This is a genomic window from Corynebacterium aquatimens, assembly GCF_030408395.1.
GTDB lineage: Bacteria > Actinomycetota > Actinomycetes > Mycobacteriales > Mycobacteriaceae > Corynebacterium > Corynebacterium aquatimens.
In genome coordinates, this window is record NZ_CP046980.1 from 878,950 (window position 1) to 894,183 (window position 15,234).

General features: G+C 63.5%; 14 protein-coding genes. 9 read left to right on the forward strand and 5 right to left on the reverse strand.

Going from position 1 to position 15,234, the window contains the following annotated elements:
* Nucleotides 1-22 precede the first annotated feature (22 nt).
* The 3 genes from CAQUA_RS03990 to CAQUA_RS04000 are packed head-to-tail and all read left to right on the forward strand — an operon-like array spanning nt 23 to nt 1,351.
* Nucleotides 23-679: a YigZ family protein gene (locus tag CAQUA_RS03990; protein WP_196824415.1), complete on the forward strand. Its 657-nt coding sequence runs from the start codon at nt 23-25 to the stop codon at nt 677-679.
* 48 nt (nt 680-727) lie between these two features.
* The gene (locus tag CAQUA_RS03995; RefSeq protein WP_196824414.1) at nt 728-967 is read left to right on the forward strand and encodes a hypothetical protein; all 240 of its coding nucleotides are present in this window, start codon (nt 728-730) and stop codon (nt 965-967) included.
* Nucleotides 968-1,351 carry an RNA-binding S4 domain-containing protein gene (locus CAQUA_RS04000; protein WP_196824413.1) on the forward strand — a complete coding sequence of 128 codons (384 nt, stop codon included), beginning with the start codon at nt 968-970 and terminating at the stop codon, nt 1,349-1,351.
* A 95-nt stretch (nt 1,352-1,446) separates the two neighbouring features.
* Here the strand turns inward: CAQUA_RS04000 and treY are convergent, their stop codons facing one another.
* Nucleotides 1,447-4,086: a malto-oligosyltrehalose synthase gene (gene treY, locus CAQUA_RS04005; RefSeq protein WP_196824412.1), complete on the reverse strand. Its 2,640-nt coding sequence runs from the start codon at nt 4,084-4,086 to the stop codon at nt 1,447-1,449.
* 49 nt (nt 4,087-4,135) lie between these two features.
* A complete protein-coding gene (locus CAQUA_RS04010; protein WP_196824411.1) occupies nt 4,136-4,789 on the reverse strand; it encodes a hypothetical protein in 654 nt (217 codons plus the stop codon).
* Between the two features lie 308 nt (nt 4,790-5,097).
* Between CAQUA_RS04010 and bioB the strand changes: the two genes are divergently transcribed.
* Entirely contained in the window at nt 5,098-6,237 is a 1,140-nt protein-coding gene (gene bioB / locus CAQUA_RS04015) for a biotin synthase BioB (protein WP_196824410.1), read from the forward strand.
* 43 nt (nt 6,238-6,280) lie between these two features.
* Nucleotides 6,281-6,484: a biotin synthase auxiliary protein BsaP gene (gene bsaP / locus CAQUA_RS04020; RefSeq protein WP_196824409.1), complete on the forward strand. Its 204-nt coding sequence runs from the start codon at nt 6,281-6,283 to the stop codon at nt 6,482-6,484.
* Between the two features lie 8 nt (nt 6,485-6,492).
* Here bsaP and CAQUA_RS04025 read toward each other — a convergent pair whose 3' ends face one another.
* The 3 genes from CAQUA_RS04025 to CAQUA_RS04035 form a co-directional block, all read right to left on the reverse strand.
* The gene (locus CAQUA_RS04025; RefSeq protein WP_196824408.1) at nt 6,493-7,953 is read right to left on the reverse strand and encodes an exonuclease domain-containing protein; all 1,461 of its coding nucleotides are present in this window, start codon (nt 7,951-7,953) and stop codon (nt 6,493-6,495) included.
* A gap of 44 nt (nt 7,954-7,997) precedes the next feature.
* Nucleotides 7,998-10,490, reverse strand: a complete 2,493-nt coding sequence (gene glgX / locus CAQUA_RS04030) for a glycogen debranching protein GlgX (RefSeq protein ID WP_196824407.1) — start codon at nt 10,488-10,490, stop codon at nt 7,998-8,000.
* A gap of 64 nt (nt 10,491-10,554) precedes the next feature.
* Nucleotides 10,555-11,136 carry a TetR family transcriptional regulator gene (locus CAQUA_RS04035; RefSeq protein WP_196824406.1) on the reverse strand — a complete coding sequence of 194 codons (582 nt, stop codon included), beginning with the start codon at nt 11,134-11,136 and terminating at the stop codon, nt 10,555-10,557.
* 209 nt (nt 11,137-11,345) lie between these two features.
* On the opposite strand from CAQUA_RS04035, the gene CAQUA_RS04040 reads away from it, so the two are divergent.
* The 4 genes from CAQUA_RS04040 to hisB are packed head-to-tail and all read left to right on the forward strand — an operon-like array spanning nt 11,346 to nt 15,183.
* Nucleotides 11,346-12,077 carry a hypothetical protein gene (locus CAQUA_RS04040; protein WP_196824405.1) on the forward strand — a complete coding sequence of 244 codons (732 nt, stop codon included), beginning with the start codon at nt 11,346-11,348 and terminating at the stop codon, nt 12,075-12,077.
* A gap of 16 nt (nt 12,078-12,093) precedes the next feature.
* Nucleotides 12,094-13,446, forward strand: a complete 1,353-nt coding sequence (gene hisD, locus CAQUA_RS04045) for a histidinol dehydrogenase (RefSeq protein WP_196824404.1) — start codon at nt 12,094-12,096, stop codon at nt 13,444-13,446.
* An 11-nt stretch (nt 13,447-13,457) separates the two neighbouring features.
* Nucleotides 13,458-14,600: a histidinol-phosphate transaminase gene (locus CAQUA_RS04050; protein ID WP_196824403.1), complete on the forward strand. Its 1,143-nt coding sequence runs from the start codon at nt 13,458-13,460 to the stop codon at nt 14,598-14,600.
* Nucleotides 14,578-15,183: an imidazoleglycerol-phosphate dehydratase HisB gene (gene hisB, locus CAQUA_RS04055; RefSeq protein ID WP_196824402.1), complete on the forward strand. Its 606-nt coding sequence runs from the start codon at nt 14,578-14,580 to the stop codon at nt 15,181-15,183. The genes CAQUA_RS04050 and hisB overlap by 23 nt, the downstream gene beginning before the upstream one ends.
* Nucleotides 15,184-15,234 lie beyond the last annotated feature (51 nt).

The following is a 15,234-nucleotide window of genomic DNA, read 5'->3' on the forward strand; positions in this document are numbered from 1 at the left end:
TGCCAACTACGCTACATAAGAAATGGAATCTTTCGAACTACCCCGCCTCGCCGCGCCGCTTGAGCGCGAGCTGACCATCAAGCGTTCGCGCTTCATCACGTGGATCGCGCGCGCCGAGAGCGAGGAGGACGCGCGCGAGGTGATCGCCGCCGCGAAGCACGCCTACCCGGACGCGCGGCACCACTGCACTGCGTTCATCATCCACGCGGAAGGCGCGATGCCGATTGAACGCTCTAGCGACGACGGCGAACCCGCGGGTACCGCTGGGATGCCCATGCTTGACGTACTGCGGGGGTCGGGCTTGGAGCACGTCGTCGCGGTGGTCGCGCGGTATTTCGGCGGGATCAAGCTCGGCACGGGCGGGCTGGTCCACGCTTACGGGGAGTCGGTGTCGCAGGCGTTGGCAGAGGTACCGCGCGCTAAAAGGGAGCTCCTTGAGGTGGCGGAAGTCGATTTGGCTTACGCGGAGGGGCCTCGCATCGAAGCAGCTTTACGACGATCGTCTACACGCATCGTCGACACCTCCTACGGCGAATCGGTCACGTACACACTGGGGTATGAACCCGGGACCTTGGATGCTGTGAACGCGATTGTGGCCGAATACACCGCCGGGGCCGCCGTTGCTTCGCGAACGTCGGCGGCGTGGTTTGAAGACGGGGAGCGGGTGGGAGGCCTGTGACGGTGCGGTCTTTCGTGACTAAGCGGGTGAGCGGATAGACTGGCGGGCATGACTTTGCAGCCCCGACCAGGCAACCCGATCGAAGCCCGTAAACAAGCCGTGCGTAAGTACTCCCGCAACGCCGTTTTGTGGGCGGGCGGCGGCATCCTTGGTGGCGTGGCGGTGGGGCTGCTCACCTCCGTGGGATTGGTCACGGCGCTGGTGCTGGGGCTCATCGTTGCTGTTGTCGGTGGTGGCTACAACTACAACAAGGTTCAGCAGATCATCAACCACCAGGATCCGCAGTAGATGACCAACACCGAAGTGGGGTCAGGCCCCGTTCGTATCGACCAGTGGGTGTGGGCCGTGCGGCTGTACAAGACTCGTTCAGAGGCCGCGAAAGCCGTTCGCGCGGGGCACGTGAAACTCAATGGCTTATCGACGAAACCTTCGGCCCCCGTCGCCCCCGGCGACCGCGTGCGTGCCTGGAAGGACTTCCGTGACTACGACTATGAGGTCACTGCGACGTTAAAAAAGCGCGTCGGGGCGCCAATCGCCCGGACGTGTTACATCGATCATTCCCCGGAGCTACCTCCGCGCGAGATCTGGTTTTCGATGCCACGGCGCGACCCCGGCGCCGGCCGCCCGACAAAACGCGACCGCCGCGAGCTGGATCGTCTCCGCGGCCGCTAACCCGCGCCGCGAGCTGGATCGCCTCCGCGGCCGCTAACCCGCAGCCCGGGCCGCCCCTTTCGCGCGGGCGAAGCGCGAGGGCAGCGCGGAGGCGGTTAGATGCCAGCGCGGGAAGTTTCCAAGTGTTGGCTGACGAGGAGGGCGGTGGGGAGGACGTCGAGAAGCGATGCGACCTCTACCGTGCCCGAGAAGGTGCGGCCGGTGAGGCGGTCAGTCCAATCGCCCTCGGGGAGTGTGACGGTGGTGTCGCCCCAGCCGCCGCGGTCCTCGAGCATGAGGGGGCGGCGGACGCAGAGCGCGATGACGGACAGCCCGGCGTCGCCGCGGGTGTCGGCGTCGCCGCGCGCTATGCCCACCAGGTGAGACTCCGCCTCGCCGACACCAAACACGGCCTGGTAATTGCCGCCGATGAAGATGTCGGGGTACTGCCTGCGTAACGTGGCGGCTTCGTGGACCACAGCCTGCTTGACCGTGTCAGCCATCGACACGAGGTGCGGGTAGGTGGCGTGCGCGGCGGCGGTGGCTGCGGCAGCGGGGTCGGCCGCGGGGGCGGTGTTGGCGGCGTTGGCTGCGGCGGCGGGGTCGGCCGCGGCTGCGGTGGCTGGGTCGGCTGCGGCGACGGTGGCAGTGCCGGCGGCGGCGTCGCGCGCGGCGACGAGCACCTCGTACTGGCGGCCCTCCGCGGCCTGCTCTTTGTACTGCTCGAGAGCCTGTGACCGGTGCATGTAATCCACGAATCGGCGGTTGTCCGGGTCCACGAGAGATAGATCGATGAACTCTTGGCCTTGGTAGGTGTCGGCGATTCCCGGTCCGACCAGTTGTAGCAGCTTGCGGCCCATGGAAATTTGTACGGCGCCGCGGTGCATGTGTGCTACGAAGTCGGAGATCATCGATTGCGCGGGCCCGTCGAGCACGGCGTCGATCCAGTCCACCACGGCGTCTTCGAAGCTCGAGTCCGGGTCAAACCAGGACGTGTGCAGGCCCGCCTCACGCGTGGCCTTGACCGCGTACGCGTGGAGGCGTTCGCGGAGCGCGTCAGTGATCTCCCCGTCGGCGGGCCACACGCCAATGATGTTCTGGAACAAGAAGTGGGCGGTCGCCTGGTCGGGGGCGGGTACGAGGGCGGAGACCTGCCGCACGAGTTCGCTGAAGGTCTTTGGCCATTCGGTCAGCTCGATGATGCGGGCGCGGGTGTCTTCGCTGCGTTTCGTGTCGTGTGTGGTCAGCGCCGTCATCGCCTGCGGCCACAGGGTGCAACGCTCCTGCTGCAGCAGGTGGAACTCCGCGGCCGAGACCCCGAAACGGCCCGGCGCGCCGCCGACTTCCTGCAGCGCCACCAAACGGCACGCGCGGTAAAACAGCGTGTCTTCCACACCCTTCGCCATCACGGCACCGCAGACTTGCGCGAAGCGCGTCTTAGCCTCGCCGTTCGCCAATAGCGCTGCGGAAATCAGGTCGAGCGCTGCGCGTCTCGACGGAAACCTTCTCACCATATCCGCCACCACCGTGGACGTTGTACGGGACAGCGAAATGTAGTCCGCGCGGTAGACCGGCATCGCCGCGACGAGTTCAATCACCGTGGCGGTGAGGTCTTCGTCGGAGACGGTGGAACCTGCCGTCGAGAAGTTATCGCGGCGAATGGCGCGGGTGAGCCTGCGGATTTCCGCGGCGAGCTCGGAGCGGGCGACGTCGGCTTTGAGCTGGTGTTCCGCTGCCTCGATGGCGTGCTCATCCCATGTGGAACCCGACTGCTGGAGTGACAGCATGCTCATGGAGTCTTCTGCCTCGCGGGAGACGAACACCCCGTCGAGCTCGCGCATCGCGTCGTAGCCCGTCGTGCCGTCGACCGCCAAGCGCGGATCCAGTGGCTCGGTGACGCCGAGGATCTTTTCCGCGACTAGCCAGCGATCCGGCCCGATCAGATCGCGCAGGCGGTTCAAGTATCCGAACGGATCGGCCAAACCATCGGGGTGGTCCACACGCACGCCGTCGATAAGATCTTCGGCGATGAGCTGGCGCAGCACGCGGTGCGTGTGCTCAAAGACCAGCGGATCCTCCTGCCGGATGCCCGCCAGTCCATTTACGGAGAAGAACCGGCGGTAGGAAATTACCCCGTCGCGCCAGTACATGAGGCGGTAGTGCTGGCGGGAGTAGACCTCCAGGGGGTCGTCGTCAAGCGAGGCGAAGCTTCCTGGCGCCAGCGGAAAATAATGCTCGTAGTACGCCAGCACAGGCTCATCGATTTCGTCGAGGTGAATGAGGCGAAACGCCTCCTCGTCGCCCTCCTTGCCCAAAACGGGGAGGCCGAGTTTGCCGTCGGCGCCGTTGTCGGAGTGCCAGTCGATGTCGAAGTAGGACTCGTACTCGCTGCCCTGGCCGTTTTTGAGCACGTCCCACCACCACTTGTTCAGCTGCGGTGTTTCTACGCCCAGGTGGTTGGGCACGATGTCGATGATGAGCCCCAGCCCCGCCTCGTGCGCGGCGGCCGCGAGTTCGCGCAGGCCCTCGATGCCCCCGATTTCCTCGTTGACAAGCGTGGGGTCCGTGACGTCATAGTTGTGGTTGGAATCCGGGTAAGACGTGAAGATGGGGGACAGGTAAAGGTGCGACATGCCCAGCGACTTCAGGTACGGCACCAGCGCGGCCGCATCCGTAAAACCAAACCCCCGGCCGGACGGGTCCGCCCCCGGCCCGCGAAGCTGGAGGCGGTAGGTGGAGGTAATCGGGCGGTGCATTAAAACTCCTCTGGGTATCGCGTATTAAGCCTTCCCCAGAGTAGCTGCATCAGGCCGGCACACGCGCGAGCGCAACCGTGAGCGGGAAACCGTACGAATACTCCAGCGGGTCCGTCGGGCAGTTCAGCGGAGCGATTTCCAGCGGGTGGGCGTCGAACACGAAGAGCTCGCAGTAGTCGCGAGTTACGTAGAACAGCTCCTTTTTCGGCTCCAGCACGGTAGTGAAGTGGTTGTGCAGCAACTGGAACGTCTTCGGGTGCGCCATCCACGATGCCGCGGGCCCCTGCGGTGCTCTCACCTCGAAGCCGCGCGGACTCTCCGGCCCGAACTCGAAGGAGGCGTTGCGCACCATGAACTCCGCCACCGACGCGGTCTTTTGGGTTTGCAGCAGATTCACGGCCGCGTGGTTCCACAGGTGGTGCGTGCTCAATCCGGTCCGCCCGACCTCTTGGTGGTTCAGGATCGAGCCGTCGCGCCGCCCGATCACGCTCACGAGGTCACGCGAGAGGCTAATGAACGCCACATCCGCCGTGTACGGCACCCCGTTTCGTCCGCCCGCATGCTTGACGACGGCCTCCCTCCTCGCCATCACCGGCACCACCGCGGCCAGTTCCTCATCGCGTGACAGGCGCCTCGTGCGCTCCGTGCGTCCCGTCAGTTCCCCCGTGGCCAGATTTTCTGGCTGCGCTACGACTGGTTTCATTGTTCCCCCTGTGTGTTGTTGTGGTCTTCGCGCGGATCCCCGTTAGAAGTAGCCCCGAATCTTTCGGTTCTTATCCGTTAGACTCCGCACACCCCGTCCAGGTTCCCTCCGGTGCGAAAAAAGTTTTCCCGCACCGGAGAAAACCCGGTCCCTGCGGCACCCACCCAGTGCCGCGGGGTTTCCCCTCTGCGTGAACCCCTCGGGTGAATTTTAACCCGAAAAGCTGAACCGGGGCGCCTTAAACGGTGTTCAATTAAGGCGCTAGACTAATCCGCAACCCAGGAACAGACCCCACCCAAGGAGACACCGTGAGCACCATCTTGGAGATCGCACAGGAAAAAGCCCTCGTCCAAGGGATCGGGTTGAACCAACAGGAGGTCTACGAGCTCCTCACCATTGATGATGATCACCTTCAGGATCTTTTAGACCTCGCCCACCAAACGCGCATCGCGCACTGCGGTGTGGACGTGAGCCTGGAAGGAATCATCTCGCTGAAAACAGGTGGCTGCCCGGAGGATTGCTCGTTTTGCTCCCAGTCCGGCCTGTTTGAGTCACCGGTTCGCGCGGTCACGCTCAATATCGGTGAGCTCGTGGAAGCCGCCAAGCAATCGGAAAAAATGGGCGCGAGCGAATTCTGCATCGTCGCTGCGGTCAAAGGTCCGGATCAAAAGCTCCTCGACCAGGTTGCGGACGCCGTCGTGGCGATCACCAACGAGGTGGACATTTCCATCTCCGCATCCTTGGGCATTTTGAACGAAGACCAGGCGGCACAGCTCAAGGGCATGGGTGTGAGTAGGTACAACCACAACTTGGAATCGTCGAGAAGCTTCTTTCCGCACGTGGTGAGCACGCACACCTGGGAGGAGCGAAAGAACACCCTTGATCTCGTGCGCGCGAACGGCATGGAGGTCTGCAGCGGCGGCATCATCGGCATGGGGGAGACGATTGAGCAGCGCGCGGAGTTCGCCGTCCAGCTCGCCAGCGTCGAGCCCGACGAGGTGCCGCTGAACTTCCTCGACCCGCGCCCGGGCACGCCGTTCGCCGACCGCCCCCTGGTTCCGCAGGGTGAGGCGCTGCGCACTGTCGCTGCCTTTCGCCTCGCCATGCCGCGCACCCAGTTGCGGTTTGCGGGTGGCACGGAGCTCGCGCTTGGCGACGATGGGACCGAAGCCGGCCTCCTCGGCGGCGCCAACGCCATCATCGGCGGCAACTACCTGACCACCTTCGGCCGCCCCATGGAGCGCGACCGTGACGCCGTTGATCGCGCAATGCACGCATCCGCGGGCCCCTCGTGCTGCTCTGCGGGCGCTTCTGCTGGCGCTACTGCGAACCCCACTGCAGCCGAAGACACGGCGGCCAACTCGCGCCTAAACCTGGGAATTACCCCCGTCGGCGAGCGGAAGAACACAGGACACGGCCCGCTGTACGACACCCTGACCTCGCTGTAGGCAACACCTGCGTGTGTGCCTACCGCCTTGAGGAAGAGCAGCGATGAAAATCCCCGACAGCACTGAACTCGCCGACGCCGTCCTAGCCGGCGACGTAGACCTGCCCCGCGACCCCGCGCGCCCCTACGACGCCCCGCGCATCTGCCCCCTGTGCCAACGGCGCATGATCGTGAAAGTCAGCCCCATGAGCTGGGAAGCAGCCTGCTCCCGCCACGGCATCCTGCGTTCGGAGTGGCTCGAGCTTTAGCTGTTGGGTTACGCGGGCAGGTCGAGGACGTCGATAAGCTGCTGCGCCGTCCAGATCTGGATCTCCTGGCCTTTGTCGATGAGCTCGCGAGCACGCTTCTCCTTCGACGTCATTGAGCCCCATTCGCCGACAACAAGCACGGTGGTCTTCTTGGTGACGTTCTTGCCAATCTTCCCGCCTTGTGCCGCGATGCCGTCCCACAGGGTGCCTTTGTCGTAGGGCTCGAACTCGCCCGTTAAGGTCACGTTGTGGCCGAACAAAGGCGAATTGGGATTCGCGTCCGGCGAGGGCTCGGGGATAGTGTCCGGCGTGGCCACAGCCTGCCACGGTGCGGGCCCGCGGCGGCTTTTCTTCTCGCCAGCGCCAGCACCGGCACCAGCACCGGTGTTGGACGTGGGGGTGTGTGAGGCTTCCGCAGGGTTCTCACTTGCGTCGTCGACGTCGGTTGCGGGAAGTGCTCCCGCCCAACCGGTCGCCTGCGTCTGCGCGGCGCGAGCTTGCAGCGCGATCGTGGCGCCTGAGCGGTCCAGCAAGCTGGGGGTGACGCGGTCGTCGCCGATGGATCCAAGCGCAAACCCTGTCGCGTGGATGAACTCGATCAGCGTGCCCGTGTGCTTCGCGCGCCGGGCAAGGGCCACCATGAGTTCCGCGCAGGCCCTAGCGTCGTCGGCGGCGTCGTGGTGGTTGTCCAAGGTCACGCCGACCGCGTCGCACACCGTGGGCAGGCGGTGGTTGGCCACGCCCAAGTCCGTCGCGCGCGATTGCGCCAAGGTGCAGCCAAATGAGAACCTCGGTGCGGGAACGTTCGAATAAATGGCCGCGGTGCGTAAGGCACTGGCGTCGAAGTACGCGTTGTGCGCTACCACGGGGAGGTCGCCCACGAACGCGGCGAGCTCTTCAAGACGCTTAGCGACGGTCGGTTCCCCCGCAACCTTCTCCGGCGCGATGCCGTGGATAGTGACGTTGGCATCGTCGAACTGTGCGATCGGCTCCGGTGGCTGACAGAGCCATGAGGCGGTTTCGGTGATCTCGCCGTCTGTGACTTTCGCCAGGCCGATTTGGCACACCGATCCCCAGTTCTGGTTAGCGGTTTCTACATCCAATGCCACGAAATCAAAGCCGGGGAGGGCTGCGGCGGCGGCTGGATCGTTGGACAGCGCCTCAGCGTCGCCGCTGATCGCCGCGCGGATAAGCCCGGCCAGGTGCGACGGGCCGTCGGTGTCACCCGGTGCGAAGCGGATCACGACGGCGTCCGGGTCGCCGCCTTTTTTATCGCCAGAAGGTGCGAGCGTCAGCGAGACCGCGCCTCCATCCCAGGCGTCGCCCTCGTGGACAGTGACGTCACCGATGGTGGTGATGTCAATGGCGTCCGTTCCCACCACACCGCAAAGCGCCGCGGCGAGGGGATCGGGGTGGATCTCCACCGCGGTGGTGGTAACTGCGACGTGCGCGCCGTGGGTTTTGATCACCGTGAACCTTTCCGTCGGTGCCGTGTGTGGGTCCGGCCCGCACACTAGTTTCTGGGGATGATCCGCTGGGTGGTGGCGGTGCCTTCGTCGGCTGGGTTTTCCCCTTCCTTAGCGATGATCGTGGTTTTCACCCCGGTATCGATTTCGGCTTCGGGGGCTTCAGAGTCCTCTGCGGCAGCGTCCTCTGCGTTAGCGCCAGCGTCAGCCTCGGCGGCCTCCCTCTTGGCGCGCACCTTCGCCATCGCGGCGCCCTCGGCAGAAAGAGATGGTTGGCCCTCGGCGGCTGCGTCGGCGTCGGCCGCGTCGGCAGCGGCGGCGTCGGCAGCGGCTGCGTCGGCGGTCTCGGTGTCCTCGGGGGTTTCGTCGTAAATCGGGGGCTCGATCTGCCGCAAAACGAGCGTGGAGCGCGCGGCAACGTTCTTGGTGGCGCGGGCGTCGAGCTCCTCGGTTTCGGCGGGGTAGCCCAAAGGCTCGGTGGTGTCGATGATCACTTCCCACTTCGCGCCAAGGTGTGCCGGGGGAAGGGTGAACTCGATGTCCTCGTGGTAGGCGTTGAACATCAACAGGAACGAGTCGTCGGTGATCTGCTGGCCGCGGGCGTCGGGCTCGGAGATCGCGTTGCCGTTGAGGTACACGCCCAAGGACTTACCGAAGGCGAAGTCCCAGTCGCCTTGGGTCATGAGCTCACCAGACGGAACGAGCCATGCGATGTCGCGCTCGCGCTCGTCGGCGCCGAGCGGACCACCGGCAAGGAAGCGGCGGCGGCGGAAGACCGGGTGGTCTTTGCGGATCTGGATCAGCCGTCGCGTGAAATCGTGCAACTCATCGGCGTATTCCAAGTGGTCCCAGTTCATCCACGAGATCTCATTGTCCTGGCAGTACACGTTGTTGTTGCCGCCCTGGGTGCGCGCGAACTCGTCGCCGTGGCTGAGCATCGGCGTGCCAACGGACAGCAGCAACGTTGTCAGGAAGTTCCTGCGCTGCTGGGAACGCAGCTGGTGGATTGCCGGATCATCGGTGGGGCCTTCAACGCCGCAGTTCCAGGATCGGTTGTGGGATTCGCCGTCGCGGTTGTCCTCACCGTTTTCCTCATTGTGCTTCTCGTTGTAGCTCACCAAATCGTTGAGCGTGAAGCCGTCGTGCGCCGTGACAAAGTTGATCGAGTGCGTCGGGCGGCGGCCGTTGTGCTGGTACAGGTCGGAGCTACCGGTCAGGCGGGACGCGAACTCACCCAAGGTGGAGGGCTCACCGCGCCAGAAGTCACGAACCGTGTCGCGGTATTTACCGTTCCACTCGCTCCACAGCGGCGGGAAGTTGCCCACCTGGTAGCCGCCTTCGCCGACGTCCCACGGCTCAGCGATCAGCTTGACCTGGGACACCACCGGATCCTGCTGGCACAGGTCGAAGAACGTAGCCAGACGGTCCACGTCGGAGAACTCACGCGCCAGAGTCGACGCCAAGTCGAAACGGAACCCGTCGACGTGCATCTCGGAGACCCAGTAGCGCAGCGAATCCATGATCAGCTGCAGCGAGTGCGGGTCGCGCACGTTGAGAGAGTTACCGGTACCGGTGTAGTCCATGTAGTGGGTCTTGTCCCCATCGACCAAGCGGTAGTAGGCCTCATTGTCAATACCGCGGAATGCGATGGTCGGGCCCAAGTGGTTTCCCTCAGCCGTGTGGTTGTACACCACGTCCAGGATCACTTCCATGCCGGCCTCGTGGTACGCGCGGACCATACCTTTGAACTCAGCAACGGCATCGCCGGGTTTTTGGCTCGCCGCGTAATCCTGCTGCGGGGCGAAGAAGCCAAACGTGTTGTATCCCCAGTAGTTGCGCAGACCCAAATCGCGCAGGCGGTCGTCCTGAAGGAACTGGTGCACCGGCATGAGCTCGATCGACGTCACGCCCAAGTCCTGCAGGTAGTCAATCACGGACGGGTGCGCCAGGCCCGCGTAGGTGCCGCGCAGGTTCTCCGGGACGTCTGGGTGCGTCTGCGTCATGCCCTTGACGTGGGTTTCGTAGATCACCATGTCTTTGCCCGGGATGTTCGGCGAGCGGTCATCGCCCCAGTCGAAGAACGGGTTGATCACCACGGACTTCATCGTGTGGCCCAGCGAGTCTTCTTCGTTGCGGCCGGAACCAGCCGGTTCCGCGTGAATGTCGTAGGAAAACAGAGACGAATGCCCGTCAAATTCGCCGTCGAAGGCGCGCGCGTACGGGTCCACCAACAGCTTGGAGGCGTCACACCGCTTGCCGTTCGCGGGGTCCCACGGGCCGTGAACGCGGTAGCCGTAACGCTGCCCAGGTAGCACTCCTGGCAGGTACGCGTGCCACACGTGGTTGTCTACCTCGGTTAATTCAACGCGCTGCTCATTATCGTCGCGGTCGATCAGGCATAGTTCCACCTTCTCCGCAACGTTGGAGAAGATGGCAAAGTTTGTTCCCGCGCCGTCATAGGTGGATCCGAGCGGGTAGGCCGATCCCGGCCACACCTGGATCTCAGGGGTGGTGGGAGTTTCAGTTGTCTCTGAGGTCATGGCTTTCGATCGTATATCACTTGGTCTGCTTCTTCCGCGCCTCCCGGCACCAGTTGGCGCCGACTCAGCGTGGAGTGTGTTCAAGACCGTTCAGTAAAAGATCAATGCCCTGCAGCGCCTCCCGCTCGTTGGCAGTTTCATCGTCACAGTGATCGCCACAGTGCCCGTCTAAAGAGCCCCCGTCTGACGTCGCTTCACGCAGCTGCAGCGTCGACTGGTGCACGGCCGCGGCCCCCAAAGTCAGATACACGACCCCAGCGGCGGCGGCATCGCGGATTGCTGTATTCGCGTCTGTGCCCGAGCCCAGCGACGCGCGCACCGCGTTCATCAGGTCCTCGCGCACGCGTGAGTTCGGTTGGGACACCGCGGACATCACTACTTCGGCGCCGTCGCGGTGCGCGAGCACCGCTCGTCGTAAAGCATGCGCTAGCTCACGCGGATCCTCGTGCGCGTGCGACAACGTGGGGGAGATGATCAGTTGCGCCATCAGCGCGATCAGCTCCTGCTTACTCTTGACGTGCCAGTACAGCGCGCCGGGCGCGACATCAAGCGTTGCTGCCACGCGCCGCATGGTCACGTCCGCTAGGCCGTAGGCGTCGCAAATACGCAGAGCACTTTCGCTTATCGACGAAGAGGACAGCCGCATACGCATACCCTACAACCAGCGATCGCGGTCAGGGTTTACACAGAAAGCTCTAAAGCACTTCACCGCCGCATACGTGATGGGTTCAAGGACTGCGTTGATACACTCCCGATTTGTACAACCGTCTGACCCGTTCGACATTTCTAGTTGGACACAGCCTGGACGGCGCAGATGCCGGACAGTATTGAGGAGAGATTTCTACCATGACCCGGATGACTACCCGTATGCGCGTTGGCGCGAGCGTAATGTCTGCAGCGCTTATCATGCCGCTGGCGCTGACTGCCTGCAGCAAGGACGACGCAGAAAACGCTGCGGAAGGCGCAAAGGAAACGGTGTCTCAGGCATCCTCTTCCGTAGCACCGTCTTCGTCGAAGGCTTCTGAGTCCGAAACCACGTCTTCCAAGGCGAAGGACGACAAGAAGGATGAGAAGAAGGACGACAAGAAGGAAGAGAAGAAGAAAGAGTCCAAGGAAAAGAAGCCTAAGGAGGCGGCTCCGCAGATCGACGATCCGTTTGCAAACGGCAACATCCCGTCCAACACCGCTAAGCCGATTGCGAACGGCAAGCCTGGCTCTGAGGCTGACAAGAAAGCCATGACCGCGGCAGTACACGCGATTTTGAACCCGCCGAGCCTGGGCGCATGGACCCGCGTTATCTTGGACAACTCCTGCAAGCCGATCCGCGACATGACGAATGAGAAGCTGGCTGCGCAGGGCATGACTCTGGAGCAGACCGAGCAGCAGTTCAAGCTTGCTGAGCAAGCTGCAAAGGCGCAGGGCCAGCCGCTGCCGCCTCCGCCGACCGCTAGCGTGAAGCTGTCTGACGTCCGCGTTGACGGCAACAAGGCGTCTGCGAACGCAACCATTACGTCTAACGGTCAGACTGAGACCGGCGTTCAGCGCTTCGAGCGTGAGAACGGCAAGTGGAAGGTCTGCAACTCCTAGTCCTAGACTAGGGAGCATGCTCCACACCATTGATCTGCGCGGCCGCACATGCTCGGCCGCGCAGCTTTTTTCTGTCCTACCCCGCGGCGGAGTGGATGTCACCAGCGTGACGCCCACCGTGATGCCGATCATTGAGGATGTAAAGAACCGCGGTGCTGCCGCTGCGTTGGACTACGGAGAGAAGTTCGATCGCGTGCGTCCGGCATCCGTGCGCGTGCCCGCTGACGTGATTGCGGATGCGCTGGAAACGATCTCTGATGAGGTGCGCCTGGCGCTGGAAGAAGCGATCCGCCGCATCCGTTTGGTCCACTTCGACCAGGTTCCAAAGCCGCATACGACCACGCTCGCGCACGGCGCAACGGTCACTGAAGTGTTCAAACCGGTCGGGCGCGTGGGTTTGTACGTGCCGGGAGGCAAGGCCGTGTACCCGTCGAGCGTTTTAATGAACGTGATCCCCGCCCAAGAAGCGGGAGTGGGATCCATGGTGGTGTGCTCCCCGCCGCAGGAATCCGGCTGGCCGCACCCGACGATCCTGGCTGCGTGCGCCCTGCTGGGCGTCGACGAAGTCTTGGCGGTCGGCGGTGCGCAGGCTATCGCGCTGATGGCGTTCGGCGACGATGCGCAAGGAACTGATGCGCGAGGAACTGATGCTGACGGCATCGACCCGGTCGACATGATCACCGGCCCCGGAAACATTTTCGTCGCCGCGGCTAAATCTCTGGTCAGCAGCGTGGTGGGAATTGATGCGGAAGCCGGGCCGTCGGAAATTGCGGTGCTTGCTGATGATTCCGCGGATCCCGTCTACGTGGCACTGGACCTGATTTCCCAGGCGGAGCACGATGAGAACGCGGCGAGCGTCCTGATCACGGACAGCGAGGAATTTGCCACTCGCGTCAACGAAGAAATTGCCGCGCGCGCTGGCCAAACCTTGAATGCCGAGCGTGCCAGCAGCGCGTTGTCGGGTGAGCAGTCGGGCATCGTGTTGGTCGACGATGTGGACCACGGAATTCGCGTCGCTGACGCCTACGCCGCGGAACACTTGGAGATCCACACTCGTGATGCACGGTCGGTGGCGGAGCGGATCTCCCACGCCGGCGCGATTTTCGTGGGCCCGCACTCCCCGGTGCCGCTCGGCGACTACGCCGCTGGGTCCAACCACGTGCTGCCCACGTCCGGAACCGCGCGGTACAGCGCGGGTTTGAGCACGCACACCTTCCTCAAGCCCACCAACATCATTGAGTACAGCGACTCCGCTTTGGAAGAGATCGCGCCGCACATCCTTGTTCTGGCCGACGACGAAAAGCTGCCGGCTCACGGGGAAGCCATTTCCGCCCGGCTCGGTTCCTCCGATGCCGCTGAGACCCAATAGAAAAGACCCGTATGACTAAACACGAATTTCAACCGGGCACGATCTGCGCCGACGTCGAATTGGGTGCTTTGCCCCTGCGCGAGGAGCTGCGCGGCCAGCATGCCTACGGCGCACCGCAGCTTCAAGTGCCGGTCACGCTGAACACGAATGAGAACCCGTACGCGCCTTCGCAGGAGCTTATCGACGACCTGGTGGAGCAGATCGTCAAAGTAGCCCCCACCTTGAACCGCTACCCGGAGCGTGACTCCGTGGAGCTGCGCGACGAGCTCGCCGCCTATGTGAGCCGCCAAACCGGTGTCACCGTCACGCGGGACAACGTGTGGGCAGCCAACGGTTCCAACGAAGTGTTGCAACAGCTCTTGCAGGCTTTCGGCGGCCCCGGCCGCACCGCCATGGGGTTCACCCCAAGCTATTCCATGCACCCGATTCTGTCCGCCGGGACGCAAACTGAGTTCATTGCCGTGCCACGCGGTGCGGACTTCCGCATCAACATGGATGCAGCGTTGGATGCGATCGCACGGAAGTCTCCCGACGTCGTCTTCGTCACCACCCCGAACAACCCGACGGGTGACGTCACCAGCATCGATGATCTGCGCAGGATCCTTGATGCCGCGCCGGGCATCGTCATCGTCGACGAGGCTTACGCGGAGTTCTCGCCCTCGCCGTCGGCCACGACACTCATCGACGCCTACCCGACCAAGCTCGTCGTGTCACGCACAATGAGCAAGGCGTTCGATTTCGCTGGCGGACGTTTGGGCTACTTCGTTGCTGCCCCAGCGTTCATCGAGGCAGTCATGCTGGTTCGTTTGCCGTATCACCTTTCCGCGTTGTCCCAAGCAGCAGCGATCGTCGCGCTGAGGCATGCGGAGGAGACGCTGGGGGGCGTCGATAAGCTTGCGCGCGAACGCGTGCGTGTCGACGCTGAGCTGACCGCGATGGGCTACGATGTCGTGCCGAGCGAATCCAACTTTGTGTTCTTTGGCCACTTCGACGACGCGCACGCCGCGTGGCAGAAATTCCTTGACCGTGGAGTCTTAATCCGCGACGTGGGAGTGCCCGGGCACCTCCGGGTGACAATCGGGTTGGATAGTGAAAACAATGCGTTTTTGGCAGCGGCGAAGGAGATAATCAATGACACAATCGCGCATCGGTAAAGCCACCCGGACCACGAGTGAGTCCGACATCACCGTTGAGATCAACCTCGACGGGACCGGCAAGGTGGACGTTGACACCGGGCTGCCGTTCTTTGACCACATGCTCACGGCGTTTGGTACCCACGGCGCATTTGACTTGACGGTCCATGCCAAGGGCGATATCCACATCGAGGCACACCACACGGTGGAAGACACCGCCATCACGCTGGGTTGGGCACTCGCTGAGGCGGTGGGGGACAAGAAAGGCATCCGCCGCTTCGGCTCCATGCTGTTGCCCATGGATGAAACCCTGGTGGAATCCGTCGTGGACATTTCTGGACGTCCGTACTTTGTCATGAACGGCGAGCCGGAAAACATGGAGTGGCAGATCATCGGCGGCCACTACGCCACCGTGATCAACCGGCATTTCTTTGAGACCCTGGCCTACAACGCCCGGATCACGCTCCACGTCAACGTCAAATATGGGCGCGACCCGCACCACATCACTGAGGCCGAGTACAAGGCCGTCGCGCGTGCGCTGCGCCAGGCGTATGAGATGGATGCCCGCATCACCGGCGTTCCGTCAACGAAGGGCGCGCTATAGCTTCCGCGTCAGACCCGCAACCGGGCACCCAGCAACCACGCGAGCAGGCAG

Excerpts from the sequence above, each read along its gene's own strand:
- CAQUA_RS03990 (WP_196824415.1), top strand. The coding sequence starts at position 23 with ATGGAATCTTTCGAACTACCCCGCCTCGCCGCGCCGCTTGAGCGCGAG.
- CAQUA_RS03995 (WP_196824414.1), top strand. The coding sequence starts at position 728 with ATGACTTTGCAGCCCCGACCAGGCAACCCGATCGAAGCCCGTAAACAA.
- CAQUA_RS04000 (WP_196824413.1), top strand. The coding sequence starts at position 968 with ATGACCAACACCGAAGTGGGGTCAGGCCCCGTTCGTATCGACCAGTGG.
- treY (WP_196824412.1), bottom strand. The coding sequence starts at position 4,086 with ATGCACCGCCCGATTACCTCCACCTACCGCCTCCAGCTTCGCGGGCCG.
- CAQUA_RS04010 (WP_196824411.1), bottom strand. The coding sequence starts at position 4,789 with ATGAAACCAGTCGTAGCGCAGCCAGAAAATCTGGCCACGGGGGAACTG.
- bsaP (WP_196824409.1), top strand. The coding sequence starts at position 6,281 with ATGAAAATCCCCGACAGCACTGAACTCGCCGACGCCGTCCTAGCCGGC.
- glgX (WP_196824407.1), bottom strand. The coding sequence starts at position 10,490 with ATGACCTCAGAGACAACTGAAACTCCCACCACCCCTGAGATCCAGGTG.
- CAQUA_RS04035 (WP_196824406.1), bottom strand. The coding sequence starts at position 11,136 with ATGCGGCTGTCCTCTTCGTCGATAAGCGAAAGTGCTCTGCGTATTTGC.
- CAQUA_RS04040 (WP_196824405.1), top strand. The coding sequence starts at position 11,346 with ATGACTACCCGTATGCGCGTTGGCGCGAGCGTAATGTCTGCAGCGCTT.
- hisD (WP_196824404.1), top strand. The coding sequence starts at position 12,094 with ATGCTCCACACCATTGATCTGCGCGGCCGCACATGCTCGGCCGCGCAG.
- CAQUA_RS04050 (WP_196824403.1), top strand. The coding sequence starts at position 13,458 with ATGACTAAACACGAATTTCAACCGGGCACGATCTGCGCCGACGTCGAA.
- hisB (WP_196824402.1), top strand. The coding sequence starts at position 14,578 with ATGACACAATCGCGCATCGGTAAAGCCACCCGGACCACGAGTGAGTCC.